At 59.4% G+C, this 16,251-nt stretch carries 11 protein-coding genes and 3 pseudogenes; 1 reads left to right on the forward strand and 13 read right to left on the reverse strand.

The features are described 5' to 3' along the window. Nucleotides 1–45: 45 nt before the first annotated feature. The 12 genes and pseudogenes from RX331_RS24925 to RX331_RS24985 form a co-directional block, all read right to left on the reverse strand. Complete coding sequence (locus RX331_RS24925; RefSeq protein ID WP_317252487.1) at nucleotides 46–2,055, reverse strand: hydantoinase B/oxoprolinase family protein; 2,010 nt, start codon at nucleotides 2,053–2,055, stop codon at nucleotides 46–48. After that, a complete protein-coding gene (locus RX331_RS24930) occupies nucleotides 2,036–4,111 on the reverse strand; it encodes a hydantoinase/oxoprolinase family protein (RefSeq protein ID WP_317252488.1) in 2,076 nt (691 codons plus the stop codon). Before RX331_RS24930 ends, RX331_RS24925 begins: the two co-directional genes overlap by 20 nt. A gap of 887 nt (nucleotides 4,112–4,998) precedes the next feature. Beyond that, nucleotides 4,999–5,832 (reverse strand): annotated as a pseudogene (locus RX331_RS24935) (NAD(P)/FAD-dependent oxidoreductase); the annotation flags it as partial. A 185-nt stretch (nucleotides 5,833–6,017) separates the two neighbouring features. Beyond that, complete coding sequence (locus tag RX331_RS24940) at nucleotides 6,018–7,202, reverse strand: acetyl-CoA C-acyltransferase (RefSeq protein WP_317252489.1); 1,185 nt, start codon at nucleotides 7,200–7,202, stop codon at nucleotides 6,018–6,020. 47 nt (nucleotides 7,203–7,249) lie between these two features. After that, nucleotides 7,250–7,690, reverse strand: coding sequence for a 3-hydroxyacyl-CoA dehydrogenase family protein (locus RX331_RS24945; RefSeq protein WP_317258239.1), 441 nt, complete (start codon nucleotides 7,688–7,690; stop codon nucleotides 7,250–7,252). Between the two features lie 15 nt (nucleotides 7,691–7,705). Then, nucleotides 7,706–7,915 (reverse strand): annotated as a pseudogene (locus RX331_RS24950) (3-hydroxyacyl-CoA dehydrogenase family protein); the annotation flags it as partial. Nucleotides 7,916–8,018: 103 nt separating this feature from the next. Further along, a pseudogene (locus RX331_RS24955) lies at nucleotides 8,019–9,358 on the reverse strand (3-hydroxyacyl-CoA dehydrogenase NAD-binding domain-containing protein); the annotation flags it as partial. Between the two features lie 172 nt (nucleotides 9,359–9,530). Continuing rightward, entirely contained in the window at nucleotides 9,531–9,959 is a 429-nt protein-coding gene (locus RX331_RS24965; protein ID WP_317252491.1) for a MaoC/PaaZ C-terminal domain-containing protein, read from the reverse strand. Then, nucleotides 9,956–10,453 (reverse strand): MaoC family dehydratase N-terminal domain-containing protein, encoded by a 498-nt coding sequence (locus tag RX331_RS24970; protein ID WP_317252492.1) that lies wholly within the window; start codon nucleotides 10,451–10,453, stop codon nucleotides 9,956–9,958. The genes RX331_RS24965 and RX331_RS24970 overlap by 4 nt, the downstream gene beginning before the upstream one ends. A 3-nt stretch (nucleotides 10,454–10,456) precedes the next feature. Further along, nucleotides 10,457–11,587 (reverse strand): RidA family protein, encoded by a 1,131-nt coding sequence (locus RX331_RS24975; protein ID WP_317252493.1) that lies wholly within the window; start codon nucleotides 11,585–11,587, stop codon nucleotides 10,457–10,459. Between the two features lie 42 nt (nucleotides 11,588–11,629). Then, nucleotides 11,630–12,787 (reverse strand): acyl-CoA dehydrogenase family protein, encoded by a 1,158-nt coding sequence (locus RX331_RS24980; protein WP_317252494.1) that lies wholly within the window; start codon nucleotides 12,785–12,787, stop codon nucleotides 11,630–11,632. Between the two features lie 755 nt (nucleotides 12,788–13,542). After that, complete coding sequence (locus tag RX331_RS24985) at nucleotides 13,543–13,887, reverse strand: hypothetical protein (protein WP_317252495.1); 345 nt, start codon at nucleotides 13,885–13,887, stop codon at nucleotides 13,543–13,545. Nucleotides 13,888–13,923: 36 nt separating this feature from the next. Between RX331_RS24985 and RX331_RS24990 the strand changes: the two genes are divergently transcribed. Beyond that, nucleotides 13,924–14,880, forward strand: coding sequence for an IclR family transcriptional regulator (locus tag RX331_RS24990; protein WP_317252496.1), 957 nt, complete (start codon nucleotides 13,924–13,926; stop codon nucleotides 14,878–14,880). A 137-nt stretch (nucleotides 14,881–15,017) separates the two neighbouring features. Here the strand turns inward: RX331_RS24990 and RX331_RS24995 are convergent, their stop codons facing one another. Beyond that, complete coding sequence (locus tag RX331_RS24995; RefSeq protein WP_317252497.1) at nucleotides 15,018–15,134, reverse strand: hypothetical protein; 117 nt, start codon at nucleotides 15,132–15,134, stop codon at nucleotides 15,018–15,020. Nucleotides 15,135–16,251 lie beyond the last annotated feature (1,117 nt).

Consider the following 16,251-nt stretch of genomic DNA (forward strand, 5'->3'; position numbering starts at 1 on the left):
TAGCTCACCTCGTCTGCCCTCCACGTTGGGACGCCTCGTAAGAATTTACTTGGTGGGCCATCCGTCCCAACTCTGTTCTAAGAAGCCCCGGCTCAGCCATTCGGCCTGCATGCGCTGGACCAAGGCGGCGACCGCATCGTTCACTAGGGCGGCGTTGACCCGCCTTTGTGTCGCGGTGAGCGCCGCCCGCGCTTCGCGCTGCAACGTGGTGCGCAATCCACTTGGCACATCCAGCAACGCGGTCGCAAACGCAACGCTGGCTTGAGTCGACCACTTCGCTTCGTGCTCGCGTCTTGCCTGCCCATGCGTAACCAGTGGTACCGTACCCTGCGCCGCCGCCATTTCCGCACGGTGCTGCTCCGTCGCCGGGACATCTAGCACGCCGTCGCGAATTACCACGCCGTAGATTTCTGCAGCCTCTGCTTCGTCCAGCATGCCGTTCGTCACATCCTCCATCACCAGTGCGACGGGGCGTGTCACCGGAACGCCGAAACCGCCGCCCGATGGGGAGGCCATCCGTATCACATCACCTCGCTGCATCGTCTGCAGACCAACCTGGCCCAGCGCCGTTTCCCTGCCGGCTCGCAGTAACCAAGTCTCGCCGCTGCGACCGGGATGCCCGCCTTGCACGCCCCAGGGCTGAAACCGCAACCGCTCCAGACCGCGCACGGCAATTTCGGCCTGGACGCTTTGGCATTCCAATTCGATGCACACGGAGGCACCGCCGCGATACCGGCCATGACCGAAACTGGACGGCACCAGGGCATATTGCCGCACCAGCAGTGGGGTTTCGGATTCGACATGCTCGATCGGCGTACTTTTCAAAAAACCCTGCATTGTGTCAGTCGCGTCCACCCCATCGGCACGAACGCGCCCACCGGAGCCGCCGGAGAGCGGTTCCACGACGGACACGCCGGTGCGTCCGCTGACGGGGTCCTGCCAGCTTACGGCAATGCAGCCGGACTGGCCAGCGCCGGAGGCGGTGATGCCGCCGGGAATCGCCTGATTCAAGCAACCTACTACCGCGTCATAGCAGCGCATGACGGTTATCCAGCGATTGCCCATCGCTGCAGGAAACTCCGCGTTCATCGCCGTTCCGGACGGCGCATGAGCACGAATCGGCCGCAACATCCCAGCATTCAGTGGGATCGAGGCCACCATCGTCTGGATGTAATTGGTCAGCCCTAAGCACAGCAATTGGTGCGTGCCCTCGCCAGTGCGGAAGTTCAAGGCGGCGTTCGCCTGCGGATCGCTGCCCGCGAAATCGATCTCCGCCTCGTCACCTGCGATGCGTAACCGGCAGTGAATATGTATTGGGTCGTTCGCACTGATGCCTTCGAGGTAATCGGAAAACTCATATTCGCCGTCGCGCAGCCCGGCGATCACCGAACGCGCCTTCGCCTCGGAATAGTCCATTACGTCGTCGATGCCCTGGCGGAATGCTGCGATCCCGACACGCTCACACAGCGCGCCCGCCCGCTGTTCAAGCAGACTCAACGCCGCCATCAACGCTTCCAGGTCGCCCCACACTTGATCGCCAATACGAGAATTGTCCTTCACAAAGTTCATCACATCCTGGTTCAACCGGCCACCGCTCATCAGCTTGGTGGGACGGATGCGAAACCCTTCCTGGAAGCACTCATGTAGCTCGGGCGAGATGCTGCTCGGCACAGCGCCGCCGATATCGGAGGCATGCACCATCGACCAGGCAAACGCAATCAGCTCGCCTCCATAGAACACCGGGTGGACTAGATGGATATCCATCTGATGCGTCACCACCCCGTCAGTGCTGAAGGGATCGTTGGAGATCACCACGTCGCCAGGTTCGAACTCGGAGAAATGCTTAGTCAGCCCGCCGATTGTCCCTCCGGGGACCGGGACGCCAGAGAACATTGGAACGGCGAAGATCTCGCCGCTGGTCCGCCCCAGTGCAACCAGAAAGTCCTGAGTCTGCTTCATGAAGGTGGTGTGCGCGGTACGAAAGGCGAGCGTGGCCGCCTCTTCTGCCATAGCAGAGAAGCGATTTTTCATGATTTCAGTGCGCGCGAGATTCATCTCCTCGGTCCTCCTTCGTCAACACGATGTCGCCCAGCGCCCCGACCGCTGCCCTAAAGCCTGGCAGCACTAAAACCGTAGCCAAATCATGCTCAATGACAGCCGGTCCGGTTTGCGCCCACCCAGCGTCGAGGTCAGTGCGGGAAAATACGGCGCAATCCGGCCACCAACGCTCCTGGAATCGCAAATCGCGGCGCGATGCGGGTGCCGCTGAACGGGCCGTCGTTTTCGTATCCGCCTTTGCGGCAGGCTTTGCCTGTCGGCCGAAGGTACGCACCATCTGCTCGTTGACTGCGACCGGTTCGTCAGGATTAGCAAAGCCGAACAGCTTTTGATGCTCGGCATGGAAGGCAACAGTAAACCCAGTCATGCCGGTGCCGCTGCGCAAAGCGTCTGTCAGATCCACTGGAATGGTGAAAGACTGGGCCACATAACGCATTTCCGCCAAATACAGTGCATCGATTTGCTCGACCTGCCCGCGCACTGTCTGCTTCGCGACCCAATCCCGCCCCGACTGGGCTAGTTCGTCGAAGATCCGCACCATTGTATCGGTATCTGCTGTCATACCGGTCACGCTGCGTACCGCGTCGTGCACCAGATCCGCCGTCAGACAGCCAAAGGCACAAAACACGGAAGAAAGGCGCGGCACGAGGACGCGCTTGATTCCTACCTCCTCGGCCAGCAGCGGACCATGAATACCGCCCGCACCGCCGAAGATCATCAGCGTCAGGTCGGCCGGACCAATGCCAGCGCGCGCCAGGAACGGCAGTACCTTTGCTAGCATGTTGCTCGTGGCGACCGCGATGCAGCTTTCCGCTGCAGCGACGGCATCGCCACCGCCTACTTCCTTCATTGGCGCCATCGCTTGCTCCGCCAGATTGCGCGACAAAGGCAAACGTCCACCAAGCAAGCCTCGTGGCGAAAGGTAGTTGCACAGCAGATAAGCGTCGGTCAGCGTCGGCTCGGTGCCTCCGCCGCCGTAACAAGCGGGGCCGGGCTTCGAACCGGCGCTGCGAGGCCCCACCTTCAGCACCTTGCCGTCCAGCCATGCAATAGAGCCGCCGCCGGCTCCTATTGCCTCTATTGCTGTGACGGGCAATAAGATAGGAAAGTCGCCGACTTCAGCTTGCGCAGTGAGCGTTGGCCGCCCCACCTGCACGAGCGACACGTCGGTTGACGTGCCACCCATGTCCATTGTCAGAACGCTGGTGTTCTCGGTCCATTCGGCAAGTGCGCGCGCGGCCGTCACGCCGGCAGCAGGACCGGAGAGTAACGTGTGCACCGGTAGGCGACAGGCTTCGGCCGCCGACATCACCCCACCATTGGATTTGGTCACAAGCAGCCGCGCATTTGGCCACCGACGACGCAGGAAACCGTCAATTTCACTGATATAGCCGGCCATCAGCCGCTTGACGTACACGTTCAGCAGCGTCAGCATCGCGCGTTCATATTCCGACTGCTGCGGCCAGATTTCGTGCGACGCCATGATGTCCAGATCTGGAAAGCGGGCGCGGGCAATCTCCAACAAACGGATCTCGTGGACCGGCTTGCGGTAGGCGTGCAGAAGGCACACGCCAATTGCGTTGGCGCCGCGTTCCCGAGCCTGCGTTATTGCAGTAATAACGGACTTAGCATCCAATGACGTTTCAATACTGCCGTCAGCGCGCAACCGTTCCTTGACTTCAAAAACCATGGCCCGCGGCACCAGCGGCGTCGGCCGGCGATTGAACAAATCCACCGGCTTATCCAAACGCAGCCGGGCAATGTTCAGGATATCCCGATATCCCACCGTCGTGAGCAACGCAATTGGTGGCTCCGATCTTTCTATGACGGCGTTCGTGCCGACAGTCGTGCCATGCACGACGAGCACCGGATCTTCCACACGCACACCGTGCCGCTCGAGAATGCGGTCCAGCCCCTCGATCACCGAACGAGCGAATTGGGGGCGTGAGGTTGGAATCTTCTCTCCACCGAATTGCCGATAGCCATCGGTTTCATCTCCCCAAATCGCAAAGTCGGTAAAGGTGCCGCCGATATCGACTCCAATCCTCAGCATCATCTATTCCTATGGGGAGGACATCTTGAAGGCGCGATGGGCGAGTTCCGCCGCATAGCCCTCCAACCGGCCCGGCCAGCGACGAGCAAGCGGCCTTGCGGGCCGGCGGATTCGTTCAGTCTCAAAAACGAAATTGTAAGCTTTCGAGCCTCCAATCCGAAAGCTCGCAACCTCAAGGCTGCCGCCGTACAAAAAGTTGAACGCCGCTCCGTGGCTTGGCGCCCTCTCACGGATGACTGCTTACGCCCGCCTGCGCGAACCGATTGAGTGGCTGCTTGAGACCAGGGTTATCTCCTTGTATTTGCCCGAAGGATTTAGATCTAGATTTGTATCATCGGCGCGATTTGGAAACGACCAGCGCATGCGCTCGACCCAAAAAGAGGTAGCAGTTGGAGCAGGCCTTAAGCGCAAGATTTCTGCAGATGACGAACCAGCGCATCGATCAGGGCCGTTGGCGACAACAGATTGTGGTTGATGTTGCATGCCGAACTCCTTGCAGGTGACCTTTTATCTGTCGGCTATTAGGTGACATACCTATCTAGATCAATTACTAGCATTGGTAGTTGACCGGGCGCAGATTGCTGCATCCCACTATTGGATGGAAGTTGATTCGCTGACAGCGATGCCTGAGCGCGTTCTGGTGATGACAGCACAAGCTTATCTTCCTTGAGCAAACGCTCGAGTTCGGTACGAGAGGCGAGCGGCATAATCTTCGGATGACCCCGATGTCGGAAAGCCGGCAAGAGAGGCACGGCCTCCAATAGGATCGTTGGCAGGATCGGCGCGTTTCAATCAAGCAAGGCGCGCATCAATGCCGCAAGTGGTACTCCGATTGCCTGAATGAGAAAGAAAGAGTTCCCGCCAAAACGTCGCTACGTTCCTGGAATTGCCGATAGGCCCTTGTTTGTCCAGTTCACGACGACCTTGGCGTCGGATTCTGATATCGACGGGCGCGGACCGGGCTCAGGATTCTCGATCATGACGTGATAGCCGCGCTCGGTCTCGAGCGTCAGCGGATCGCCAACGGATGCCACCAGCTGCTTGGAGCGGGCACCTGCGGCAATTACCGCGGCATCGCAGGTAATCTCGCCCTGCTCGGTGAAGACGGCCATCAGTTTGTTGCCATTCAGCTTGAGCCCGGTAGCCTTGGCGCGCACAAGCTCGGCGCCACTTGAAACCGCATGGTTCGCGAGGGCCGCGATATAGGCGCCTGGATCACGGCAGCGCCCAGCCTCCTCGACGAGCACGCCGAACGTGTAGCGCGGAGTGAGGCCGGGTTCGCGTTGACGCATGTCATCAGCGTTTAGCTCGATCCATCGGATGCCGAGGCGCTTGCGGATGCGCCAGCCGAGATCGCCATCTAAATTCTCGCGCGAGGTGAAGACATGCATGACGCTCTTGTCTTATGCAGCGCCCGGCGCATCTTTCAGGAGATCGCGCAGCGCCCACGCGGTCTTTTCGACGCGCGCTTCGGTCCAGCCCGAGAGCAAATACTTGATCAGCCAAGGTAGGGCTTTGGGTAGATCGGACCAGCGGATGGCGAGTGGCCCATGTGGGTCCATTAAATAGCCAGGCACCTTCTTCCACATGCCCGGCTCTGCCGGCGGGATCACCGAATGCGAGGATAGCCAGCCAGCATTACCATAGCTGGCTGCCTGCGTACCGCTGGGCTCACCGGGCTCTAGCAGCGTGACGCGATGGCCCTCCCGCAGTGCCTCGACGGGATTGCGCGGGCTGGCGCTGGCGGAACGGCTCGTGCGTCTGGCCGACCTTCAAGGCAGGATCCAGAAGTTGATACTCGCTCCGCATTAGCTCTCCCTCTTCTCAAAACAATCATTGAGGGTGGATTACCCATTCTAAATAGCAACCCAACGCACCTCTTGAGTTGCACAAAATGTGGAGCGCCTCACGCGACCTCGAACAGGCCGGCCGCCCCCATACCGCCTCCGACGCACATCGCCACCACGACATACTTCGCAAGGCGGCGCTTGCCCTCGATCAGGGCATGCCCCACCAGTCGCGCCCCGGTCATGCCATAGGGATGGCCGATTGAGATGCTTCCGCCATTAACATTGTAGATGGCGGGATCGATCCTGAGGCGGTCTCGGCAATAGAGAGCTTGGCAGGCAAAAGCCTCATTGAGTTCCCACAGGCCAATATCGGCAATTTTCAGCCCATGAAGCCTTAGCAGTTTCGGAATGGCGTAGATTGGACCGATACCCATCTCTTCCGGAGGACACCCGGCAACTGCGATACCGCGGTAGATGCCGAGCGGCTGTATGCCCCGCTTCTCGGCCAACGATCGGTCCATGAGAACGCAAGCTGAGGCGCCGTCGGAAAGTTGGCTCGCGTTTCCGGACGTAACAACACCACCCTCGATTACGGGTTTTAGCCCTTGCAAGGTCTCGAAGGTCGTAGCCGGCCGGTTTCCTTCGTCGGCAGTGAGAGTAACTTGCTTGTAGCTCGTCTGACCCGTCGCCTTGTCCACCACTGCCATCGTGGTCGTGAGGGGAACGATTTCTGCGTCCAGTCGCCTAGCCTGCTGGGCTGCCGCGGTTCGCTCCTGGGACTGAAGTGCGTATTGATCCTGAGCGTCGCGGCTGATGCCATACTTCTTGGAGACGAATTCCGCAGTCTGCAACATCGGCATGTAAGTGTGCGGCACTCGCGCGGTCAAAGCGTCATCCTGCGTACGGGCCGTCCACTGGTAGTACTCGTTTTGAATAGCTGAGATGTTCTCGAGGCCGCCTGCCACCGCCACGTTCATGCCGTCGACCATGATCTGCTTTGCGGCCGTCCCGATTGCCACTAGACCGGAAGAGCATTGACGGTCGATGGTCTGCGCCGAGACCTCCAGCGGAAGTCCGGCTGCTAGCACGCCGAGACGAGCAACGTTCATGCTCGAAGTGCCTGCGGCAAGGCAACATCCGATTACCGCGTCCTCGACCTCCGCCCCGTTCACGTTCGCGCGGGTGACCGCGTGGTGGATGGCATGGCCGAGAAGTGTCGGCGATTTGATGTTGTTGAAAGCGCCCTTAAAGGCGCGCCCGATAGGGGTGCGTGCGGTGGAAACGATGACTGCTTCGCGCATGATGAGGTTCTTAGCTCTAGTCTTTGGCGTCCAAATTGATTTCCGCTTCATCCTTTGGTCCAGGCGCCAATGGGCTGGCCACTGGTCACGAGCGATTTGAGAAGGCTGCTGGGAGTCCAGTAGCCGAACTCGTTTCCTCGCACGCGGCCGTAGTGATCGAGCGTCTTCTCTATTTCAGGCAATCCGATCTGGCCCGCCATGAACATCGGCCCGCCGCGGTGATCGGGAAAGCCGTAGCCTGCGGTCCATACGACGTCGATATCACCGGGTCGGTACGAGATGCCCTCGTCAAGGATCTGGATGCCCTCATTGATGAGCGGGTACATCAGCCGTTCAATGATTTCCTGGTCCTTGATGTCGCTGCGGCGCGCAATTCCATGCTCGCGTGCCAGCTCTGGACACACGCTGGCAACGACGGGGTCAGGTAATGGAGTGCGGCCCTCATACCAGTGATAGCCGGCCTGAGTCTTCTGGCCATAGCGCCCCATTTCGAACAGCTTGCGCCCGACCACGCGATAGCTGGGGTCCGACGGCAATTCGCCCCTTAGAAAGCGTTCGTTGAGGACTTTCGCCCCGATATCCACCCCGGACAGGTCGGACATCCGGCAAGGCCCCATTGCCATGCCCAATGACTCGATAGCTTTGTCGATCTGTTGTGGCTGCGCGCCTTCTAGCAAAAGAAACTCCATCTCGCGCATGTAGGGCTCGAGCATTCGATTTCCGATGAAGCCGTAGCAGACGCCGGACACGACCGAAAATTTTTCTGATCCGGCGCGCGACCTGCATTGCCGTTGCAAGGACGTCGGTAGCAGTCTTGGCGCCCCGAACAACTTCGAGCAGCCGCATCACGTTTGCCGGACTGAAGAAGTGGATGCCGAGCACGTCCGTTGGCCGGCCCGTCGCTTCCGCAAGAACGTTCACGTCGAGCGTCGAAGTATTGGTTGCAATGATCGCTCCTGCCCTGCAGACTTGCCCCAGACTCGAGCAGACTTCTTTTTTAATCTGCAAGTTCTCGAATACCGCTTCGCTGACCAAGTCGCAGTTCGCCAGCGACGCGTAATCGAGTGATCCGCTCAATAGAGCCAAGCACTTCTCGACCTCGTCGGCGGACAGCTTGCCTTTTGCGCCGCTGGCCTCGTAGTTCTTGCGAACAAGCGCTAGTCCGCGCTTGAGCGCTTCATCGCCGGTCTCGACAAGGACAACGGGAATGCCAACGTTCGCAAAGTTCATGGCAATGCCGCTGCCCATGGTGCCGGCGCCCAGAATGCCCACAGACGATACCTCACGCGTACGAGCGTCTCGCGGAAGTCCCGGAATGCGCGCCGCGGCGCGTTCAGCGAAGAACAGATGACGCAGCGCTCGCGAGGTGCTGCTCAGACGCAATTGGTCGAACTCGCGAGCCTCCGCCTGGTAGCCCTCGTCAAATGGCAAATCGATAGACGCCTCCACGGCCCGCACGATCGCGCCGAGCGCGGGATAAGCCGGCTTCGCTGCCGCGTTGGCCGCCGCCGCGGCCAGGGCCTGTGTCGCTGCTGAGTCCGCCTTGGCCTTCAAGCTGCTCGAGCGCCGCACTGGTGCGTTCGCCCTGACCAGGCGATCGGCCGCTGCAATCCCGAGCGCAAGCGATTCCCCCTCCACGATTTTATTGACAATGCCTGCAGCGAGCGCGTCAGTTGCGGAGATGAATCTGCCGGAGAGTATCATATCGAGCGCGACCGGTACCCCAACCAGGCGCGGAAGGCGCTGCGTGCCCTGCGAACCGGGAAGCAAACCCAGCTTGACTTCTGGCATGGCCAAACGCGTGTCGGGCAGAGCCAGCCGATAGTGGCAGGCCATCGCCAACTCCAATCCGCCACCGAACCATGCAGCGTTGCAACAACCGGACGCGAGGATGCATCTAGCTGCGTGAGCAGCGAGCTGAAGGGCCTGGTGTCGAAATCAGGGGATTCGAAGCTGGCGATATCGCCGCCTGCCACGAAGGTTGGTCCTTCGCAATGTATGACGAGTGCCTGGGCTTTCGTATCAGCCTCGAAAGTGTCGATCGCCTTGCGCAACCCCGAGACAACTTCGGGCGAGATGGCATTGACAGGCGGATTCGAGATCAGCACCACCCCGATGCCATTGTGGTTCTCGTAGCTAACGGCTCTTACTGACATTTTCTCACTAGTTCTGGTGCATTCTGGTTACGATGGCGATACCCCCACGCCGTGTCCTTACAAATTTAGGCTCGCCGCAACAACGATTGCTGGTACCTTGATATGGACGGATATGAGCGCGGAAGACGTCGCGTCGTGCAACACATCCACGCTCGCGCCTCTCTGATCGACGCTAGGCCGGTGAAGTCGACGCGGGTAGCCGCACCTCCGTCTCTGCTTCGGATACGACACGACCGCCGCTGGTCACCCGCTGTGCCACAACGACGGTACGGCTGCGGATTTGTGTCACCTCACCTTCCACATGGAGCGTCTCCCCGGCGAAGGCCATCAACTTCATCTTGAACGACAGCCGTTCTATGAAGGACAGCGGTCCAGCCCAATCCACCACCACGCGCGCGAACAGCGCTCCAAATGCCTGACCATCGATGACCGCATTCGGCAGTTTCATGCTCCGCGCGAAATCGATGTCATAGTGGAGACGGTGCCAGTCCCAAGTGGCGGCGCCGTAGGCCATGAGATCGGCCATCGAAAATATTTTGTTCAGTAGCGGCAGCTTCTCGTCCAACTGCACCACCGACATGCTTTTGGTCGGTTTGATCATGGCCTCCCCATGGGCTGGTATACAACCGTTTCGCGATTGAGGGCGACCACCTTGCCGGCCGCATCCCTGTAGCGCGCGACCGAACTGATGAAGAGCTGCGTGCCGCCACGCGAAGAGCCTCGCTCAACGATGTCCTCCAGCGTCCAGGTCACAGAGATGCGATCGTCCGGCAGCACCGGCCGTATGAACTCATAGTCGTTGCCGGCACGGATAATGCGGCAGTCGGGGATTGGCAGATGCCACTCGTGGCCGATGTAGCCGTTTGTATCTGGCCTGCGATGGGCATATTGACAGGTTTCGCAGACCAGTGTCGGTGGCGCGACTAGGGACGGATAACCAGCCTCCTGTGCATAAGAGTCATCGAGATAGAGCTGGTTCTCGTCTCCCGTGGCGAGCGCGAAGTACCGGATCGAGGCGCGGCCGAGCTCCTCGCGCGCTGCGTAGTGGACTTCGCGGCCGATCCAGCCCTTGAGTTCGTCGGTCAGCAGCGCCATGGGTCAGTCTAGGACAGCAAGGGCGTCAACATCCATCCGCATCTCGGGGCGCAACAACGCTTCGCTGATTAGGCCAGTGGAGGCGGGACGGGGTTCCTGCAGCATCTTCGCGCGCACGCCGGCCACGTCCCGATACCGCTCGAGCGAGGCCGGCGTCACGTATTCGATTGTCTTGACTAAGTGATGCGGCGCGCCCCCCGCGGCCCGCACCAGCTGGAGCACGTTCTCGTAGATGCGTTCGGCCTGCGTGACGACATCGCCCTCGTGCAAGACGCGCCCACTCGTTGGGTCGAGGGCGCCTTGGCCCGACATGTAGAGTAATTTTCCGGCTCGCACGGCCGGGCTGGAGGCCAATTCGTCGTAGCGTTTCCAGCCAGGGTTCACCGCGACCGGCGTTTCGCGCGTGGCGATGAAATCGCATTGGATGAGCGCATCGGGATGCGACAGTCGCGGAATGACCACATTCAGGGCTGTGGGAAACACAGGGCCGTGCCGTTCCCGTCGCACACGCTCGATGTCCTGATAGGCAGGAAGCGTAGCGGGCGTAATATAGGTGGCAGTCTTCACCACGCGATCGAGGCTGAGCCCTAGTGCAGAAAGCATACGTGCGGCGCGGTCGTACAGCGCCCCGGTTTGGACCAAAAGGTCACCGCTCCCCAAAATGTTGCCATAGTCGTCCACCGGCTGGATCGAGGGCAGGAAGACGGTGCTCGGGGCGACGCCAGGAGATGCCGCTGCGGTCACCTCGATCTCAATAAAGGCATCCGGCCGGACGAGACTCTTGACGGGAATGGTATTGACCACCGGCTGATATGCACTAAACAGCTCCCGCCGCACGGCCGCTGCTTCCGCATAGCGCTCGATACTGTCCTGGCGCACGTACTCCACAATTCTAGTGACATCGCCGTAGCCGAGCCCTCCCCCTTCCAGGATGGCCGCCACCTTGGCATAGATCGTGCGCGCCTGCTCGGTCATTCCACCTCGCACGACCATCCGCTTTCTTGCAGGATCATACTCAGAGGCAGTGGCGCCGGACAGATAAGTGCCTACGGACGTCTTCAGTCCAAGCGAGTACGAATAGCGCTTATAATCAAACCAATGGAAGCGGTTGGTGTGGATTACGGAAATGGTCATTGCGTCGTTCGGCTCATGTTGGCAGTTGTCGCAGGTGGAAACTCAGTAGCTGCGGGTAAGTCCCATACGTTCCCCGACAAAGTTGCGCACCATCTCGTTGGAGATCGGGCTGAACGGCCCCAGGCGCGCGTCGCGGAACAGGCGCTCCAAAGGCGACTCCTCCACCAAGCCGAAGCCGCCCAGTACGCGCATGCACCGGTCGGTCGCGCGTATCGCCGCCTCGCTGGCTGCGAGCTTGGCCATCGCGGCCTCGACCGAGCACTCGCGTCCGTTGCCCTGCAGCCAAGCAGCCTTCGCGGTGAGTAGGCGGATCTGCTCCAGCTCAGCGGCCGTGTCAGCGAGCGGATGCTGGATCGCCTGATAGGCACCGATCGGACGCCCGAAGGCTGTTCGATCCTTGGCATATTGCAACGTGAAGTCCAGTGCGGCAGCGGTGATGCCGACATACATCGCGGCGCAGATGATGCGCTCGTCATTTAACGTTCGAAGGAGCGTGTGCCATCCGCGCCCCACGTCGCCAACCACCGCATCCGCCGGTGCACGGGCATCATCCAGGAACACCTCGCAAGTACACCCGGCGCGCTGCCCCATAAGCTCGAGGCGGCGCACTTTTATCTCTTTTTGATGAGTAGGAGTCAGAATAAGGGAAAGTCCGCGTGAGCGCTTGACACCTTCGGCAGGATGCGTGCGACACAAGATAAGGATCGCATTGGCGTCGTCCGCAAGCGACGTGTAAAGCTTTTGCCCGCATATGACCCACTCGTCACCATCAAGGCTGGCCCGCGTCTTCAGCCCGAGGATATCTGTCCCGCCACCGGGCTCGGTCATCCCGAAACTCATAAGAAATTCGCCGGCCGCGAGCTTCGGCAGGTACTCCGCCTGCTGCTTTTGAGTACCCGACTCGTGCAACACACGTGCGGTCATCGAAGTGATCACCCAATAGTTGGCCAGCGAAGGGAAGCGGCGCGCGATTTCTTCACACAAGATGGCGCCGCTCATCACGTCCCCGCCACTGCCGCCGTACTCGGTCGGCACAGTGAGACCTGGCCAGCCGAGCTGGGCAAGACGCTTCCACAGGTCGCGCGGAATGCGCCGGGCGCGATCCATTTCGCGGATCTTCGGTTCCGGAAGCTCACGATCGAAGAAATTTCGGACGCTGTCGCGCAGCGCCTCATGCTCGGGGATTGGGTCAAAGTTCATCGCTGCCCCCGAACGGCCGATGACGAAGCAAGCGTTGCGCACATGCCTCGCTGGCTGCGAGTTCTAAGATGGGACCGGTCGTCGTGACGGGCCCGCTCAATGACGTAGGGATACCACGCCATCCGAAAAAATTTCTGTCCCATCATTGGCATCGCGCCTCCCCGGCAGGCTAACGCACCTGAAATTCATTCCGTTTTTCGGAACGATGCGTCAATATTCGATACGATGATCCGACCGCCCGTGAAAGTCAAGTCACGTGTCGCCTCTATCTGCTCTGGGAAAGCAGTGGAAGGACTTGAGCGCTACACGCGGTTTCTCCAGGCGGCTCTCTCACTGACGGAGCGCACCAGAGAAACTTGCTATGTCACAGGGAACGAAACCAATGACTGCGAGCGAACAGACCCCGCCCACGGCGAGCCCATCGATCAATAACTCTGCGGAATCCCCTCATGACGGGGTCGGAAAATTAGGTGTCTGATATGCAGGGACGGAGGGAAGACACGTGCGATTCAGTCATTTCTCGCACACTGAACAGCTCAGGATTTTTAGTGCTCGCCTTCGCGTTTACAATCGCGAGATGAAATACGCGGTCTCCCTTCGCGTCATAGGAGTAGATGTGGCCGATGCCTGCCAGTTGCGCACAGCGGCAAGCCATTTCCGCAACTGCTTGGGTGGAAAGGCTCGAGAGAAGGAAGAACGACGGTTTTGATATCCGGAGCCAGTTTCATGAAAGCATTTACCGCTGTGCTGTTCGACTACTCCGCATGTTCAAAGACGATCTTCAGAGGACGCCCGCCGATGCCCCCGGCTTTGTTGATGTCGTCCTCTGCCGTCAACGGCGAATTGAAGTACTTGCGGTCAAAGAAGCGGCCCCGCGATTGGAGTTGCCGCATCGACAAAGATTGGCCGCGCCGGTGCGGCACTGGCTTGGCGAAGACCAGCAGACGCCCCCGAGTGCCATACGAAGAAATTCCTATCTTGTGATTGCCATTGCGGCTTCCCTTCTCCTCGGGGTTTGCTAAATGCTTGTGTTGACGTTCGTTCCGTTTTTCGGAATGATGGTCTCGTATTCGAGACGACGCCGCGCCCGACAAAGTCAAGCGATGGCGAGTCTATCTGCGTAGGGAAAGTTGGAAATGGAGTTACAGAGAACCAGCGATGGCCCACTCGAACGCTACATACAAATTCTAGAGGTGCTAGCAGCCTTTCCGGGCTCTCTCACGCTGGTGGATGTCGCTGCCCTACTAGAGTTGCCGAAGACCACCGCCCATCGCTTGCTTAGGGGTCTAGCTCGATCCGGGCTTGCCAAGGGTGGTGGAAATCGTCCTTACGAACTTGGTGAACGACTAATAAGGCTGCTTCACGCGGCAGCCGACGACGGTTGGCTGACAACACTGGTACATCCTCATCTTTGCGCATTGACGGAGCGCACCGGAGAGACTTGCTATGTCACGCGTCTAGTCGGTGCGCGCGTTGTTGTCGCTGCATCCGTTTCTCCTGAAGGACGATGGCGAGGTTCTCCTGACGCAAGATGGCGAGGTTATACCCAACCCGGCATCGAGATGCCGATCAACGCCGCGGCGTCGGCAAAGGCGATTATGGCCTATCAGGATGAGGCGGCGATCGAGGAAGCACTCTCACATGAGTTGCCGCTCCTCACTGCCAATACACGGAACGACCCCGCGTGGATCGAACAGCAACTTGCTCAAACGCGAAACCGAGGTTACGCGACCTGCATCGGAGAGATCGATGAAGGCGTCGCTGCGATCGCCGTACCGATCAAACTTTCGAGCGGTATAGTCCTGCATTCAGTGGCGATGACCGGACCTCTGCAACGTATCATGAACAATCAACTAACTGAAAGGCTGGCAGCCTTGCGGAGTGCAGCCGATGCACTCGCGGTGTCGCTCTCCATCGGAGAGCGATTGAAAATTACTCGTGAATCAGCCGACGAAAAGAAGTTGCCGTCCGAGACTAAAGTAGTGGCCGCTCCGAATGACGAAAAAAAAGGCGCCGCTCAAGCCGTATCTCGGCCGGCCTCGAAGGACCCGTTGCTCAAAGCGAGGAAGAAAACGATCCACAGGCGCAAGTAGGATTGTGCGCGTTGAGAGCAAAGCGACACGCTAAGGTTTTGCAGCCTCGTCGCTTTAGGTGGATGCGGAATGCGGATGGAAGGCTTCCAACGCTCCGCGGGTTTCTACGTCGGAAAGCGTTCGCGCCGTTTCAGTTTCTAGAACTTGCCGGTCGACGTTCGCGGTGTCGTGTCGACGAACTCGTAGCGTTTCGGCAATTGCCACTCTGCGAAGCTGCGCGCCAGCACATGCTTATCGAACTCCTTCGTGTCCACTTGCTTGCCGGGCTTGAGCACGACGCAAGCGAGCGGCCCTTCGCTCTATTTCTCGTCGAGGATCGCGATCAGCGCTGCTCGGCAAGCCGGATGCCCCATCAACGCACTCTCGTGCACGACTGTGAATGTCAAGAGACGGGGAGCGTTCATCGATATCCGCTCAAGTGGGCATGACCGATCTTCACAGGTCCATTTCCTGCTTCTGCGCGGGTTATATGCAGATTCTCGAGTAGCTTCTCTCGCGTTCTCCTACTCTTGACCAAGATTGCCGCCCCTGCTCGAGCTGTCGAAAGACCAGGGCGCATTGCTTGCTGAGAGATTCGGTTCGGGCTTGCCAATTGCGGAGCAATGGTTCTTACGAATTGGTGAACGGCTGATCAGGCTTGTTCACGAATCGGCCGATGGCTGTTGGCTGACGTGAGTGGCACGACCTCGTCATCGCGCATTGACGGACCGCACCGGAGAACGTTCGTATTTCACAATGGTCGGCGCACGCGTTGTCGTCGCGGCATCTCTTTGGCCTGACGCAAGATGGAGCGGTTAGATTGAACCTGGTAACGAGATGCTCATCAATGCTACTGCGTCGAAAAAGATGATTATGTCTATCCGGAGAAAAGGTGAGTGGAACAGCAGCTTGCCAAATGCGAAAGCTACGCGACCCGTATCGGAGGGATCAGTGAAGGCCGTGCCGCGATCACCCATCCAGCCTTCGACCGGCTAGTTCATGACGGCCCCTCTGCAAGGCATCGTGAGCGAGCAACTTGCTGAAAGGCTGAAAGCTTTGTGCGAAACATGCGATGCGCTTGGCCACCCTACGTCGAAAGGCGATTAAAAAAGGGTTTGGAAAGCAAGCGCCCCTAGACATCGGTTGTTGGGATCGGGCCACGGCGATGGGACGGCGGGAATACGCCATTCTGATGCGGCCTGGCCAAGCTCGATTTACGGGCCTGGATTATAGCGACTGGAATCTGGCGAGATGCTCATTCGCGCCAAGGGGATCGGCAGCTAGCGCGAATGCCGATTCGTCAGGATTGCGGCCCCGGTACTAGCGCCTCTACCGATTCTTGGAGGAGATTGCAGAGCTCAGCTCAGTTACAACCTCCTTGAGGCTAATATC

The organism is Bradyrhizobium sp. BWA-3-5, assembly GCF_032917985.1.
Lineage (GTDB): Bacteria > Pseudomonadota > Alphaproteobacteria > Rhizobiales > Xanthobacteraceae > Bradyrhizobium.

Coding starts and splice junctions, on each gene's coding strand:
- RX331_RS24925 (WP_317252487.1), bottom strand. CDS start 2,055: ATGAATCTCGCGCGCACTGAAATCATGAAAAATCGCTTCTCTGCTATG.
- RX331_RS24930 (WP_317252488.1), bottom strand. CDS start 4,111: ATGCTGAGGATTGGAGTCGATATCGGCGGCACCTTTACCGACTTTGCG.
- RX331_RS24940 (WP_317252489.1), bottom strand. CDS start 7,202: ATGCGCGAAGCAGTCATCGTTTCCACCGCACGCACCCCTATCGGGCGC.
- RX331_RS24945 (WP_317258239.1), bottom strand. CDS start 7,690: ATGGGGCGCTATGGCCAGAAGACTCAGGCCGGCTATCACTGGTATGAG.
- RX331_RS24965 (WP_317252491.1), bottom strand. CDS start 9,959: ATGATCAAACCGACCAAAAGCATGTCGGTGGTGCAGTTGGACGAGAAG.
- RX331_RS24970 (WP_317252492.1), bottom strand. CDS start 10,453: ATGGCGCTGCTGACCGACGAACTCAAGGGCTGGATCGGCCGCGAAGTC.
- RX331_RS24975 (WP_317252493.1), bottom strand. CDS start 11,587: ATGACCATTTCCGTAATCCACACCAACCGCTTCCATTGGTTTGATTAT.
- RX331_RS24980 (WP_317252494.1), bottom strand. CDS start 12,787: ATGAACTTTGACCCAATCCCCGAGCATGAGGCGCTGCGCGACAGCGTC.
- RX331_RS24990 (WP_317252496.1), top strand. CDS start 13,924: ATGGAGTTACAGAGAACCAGCGATGGCCCACTCGAACGCTACATACAA.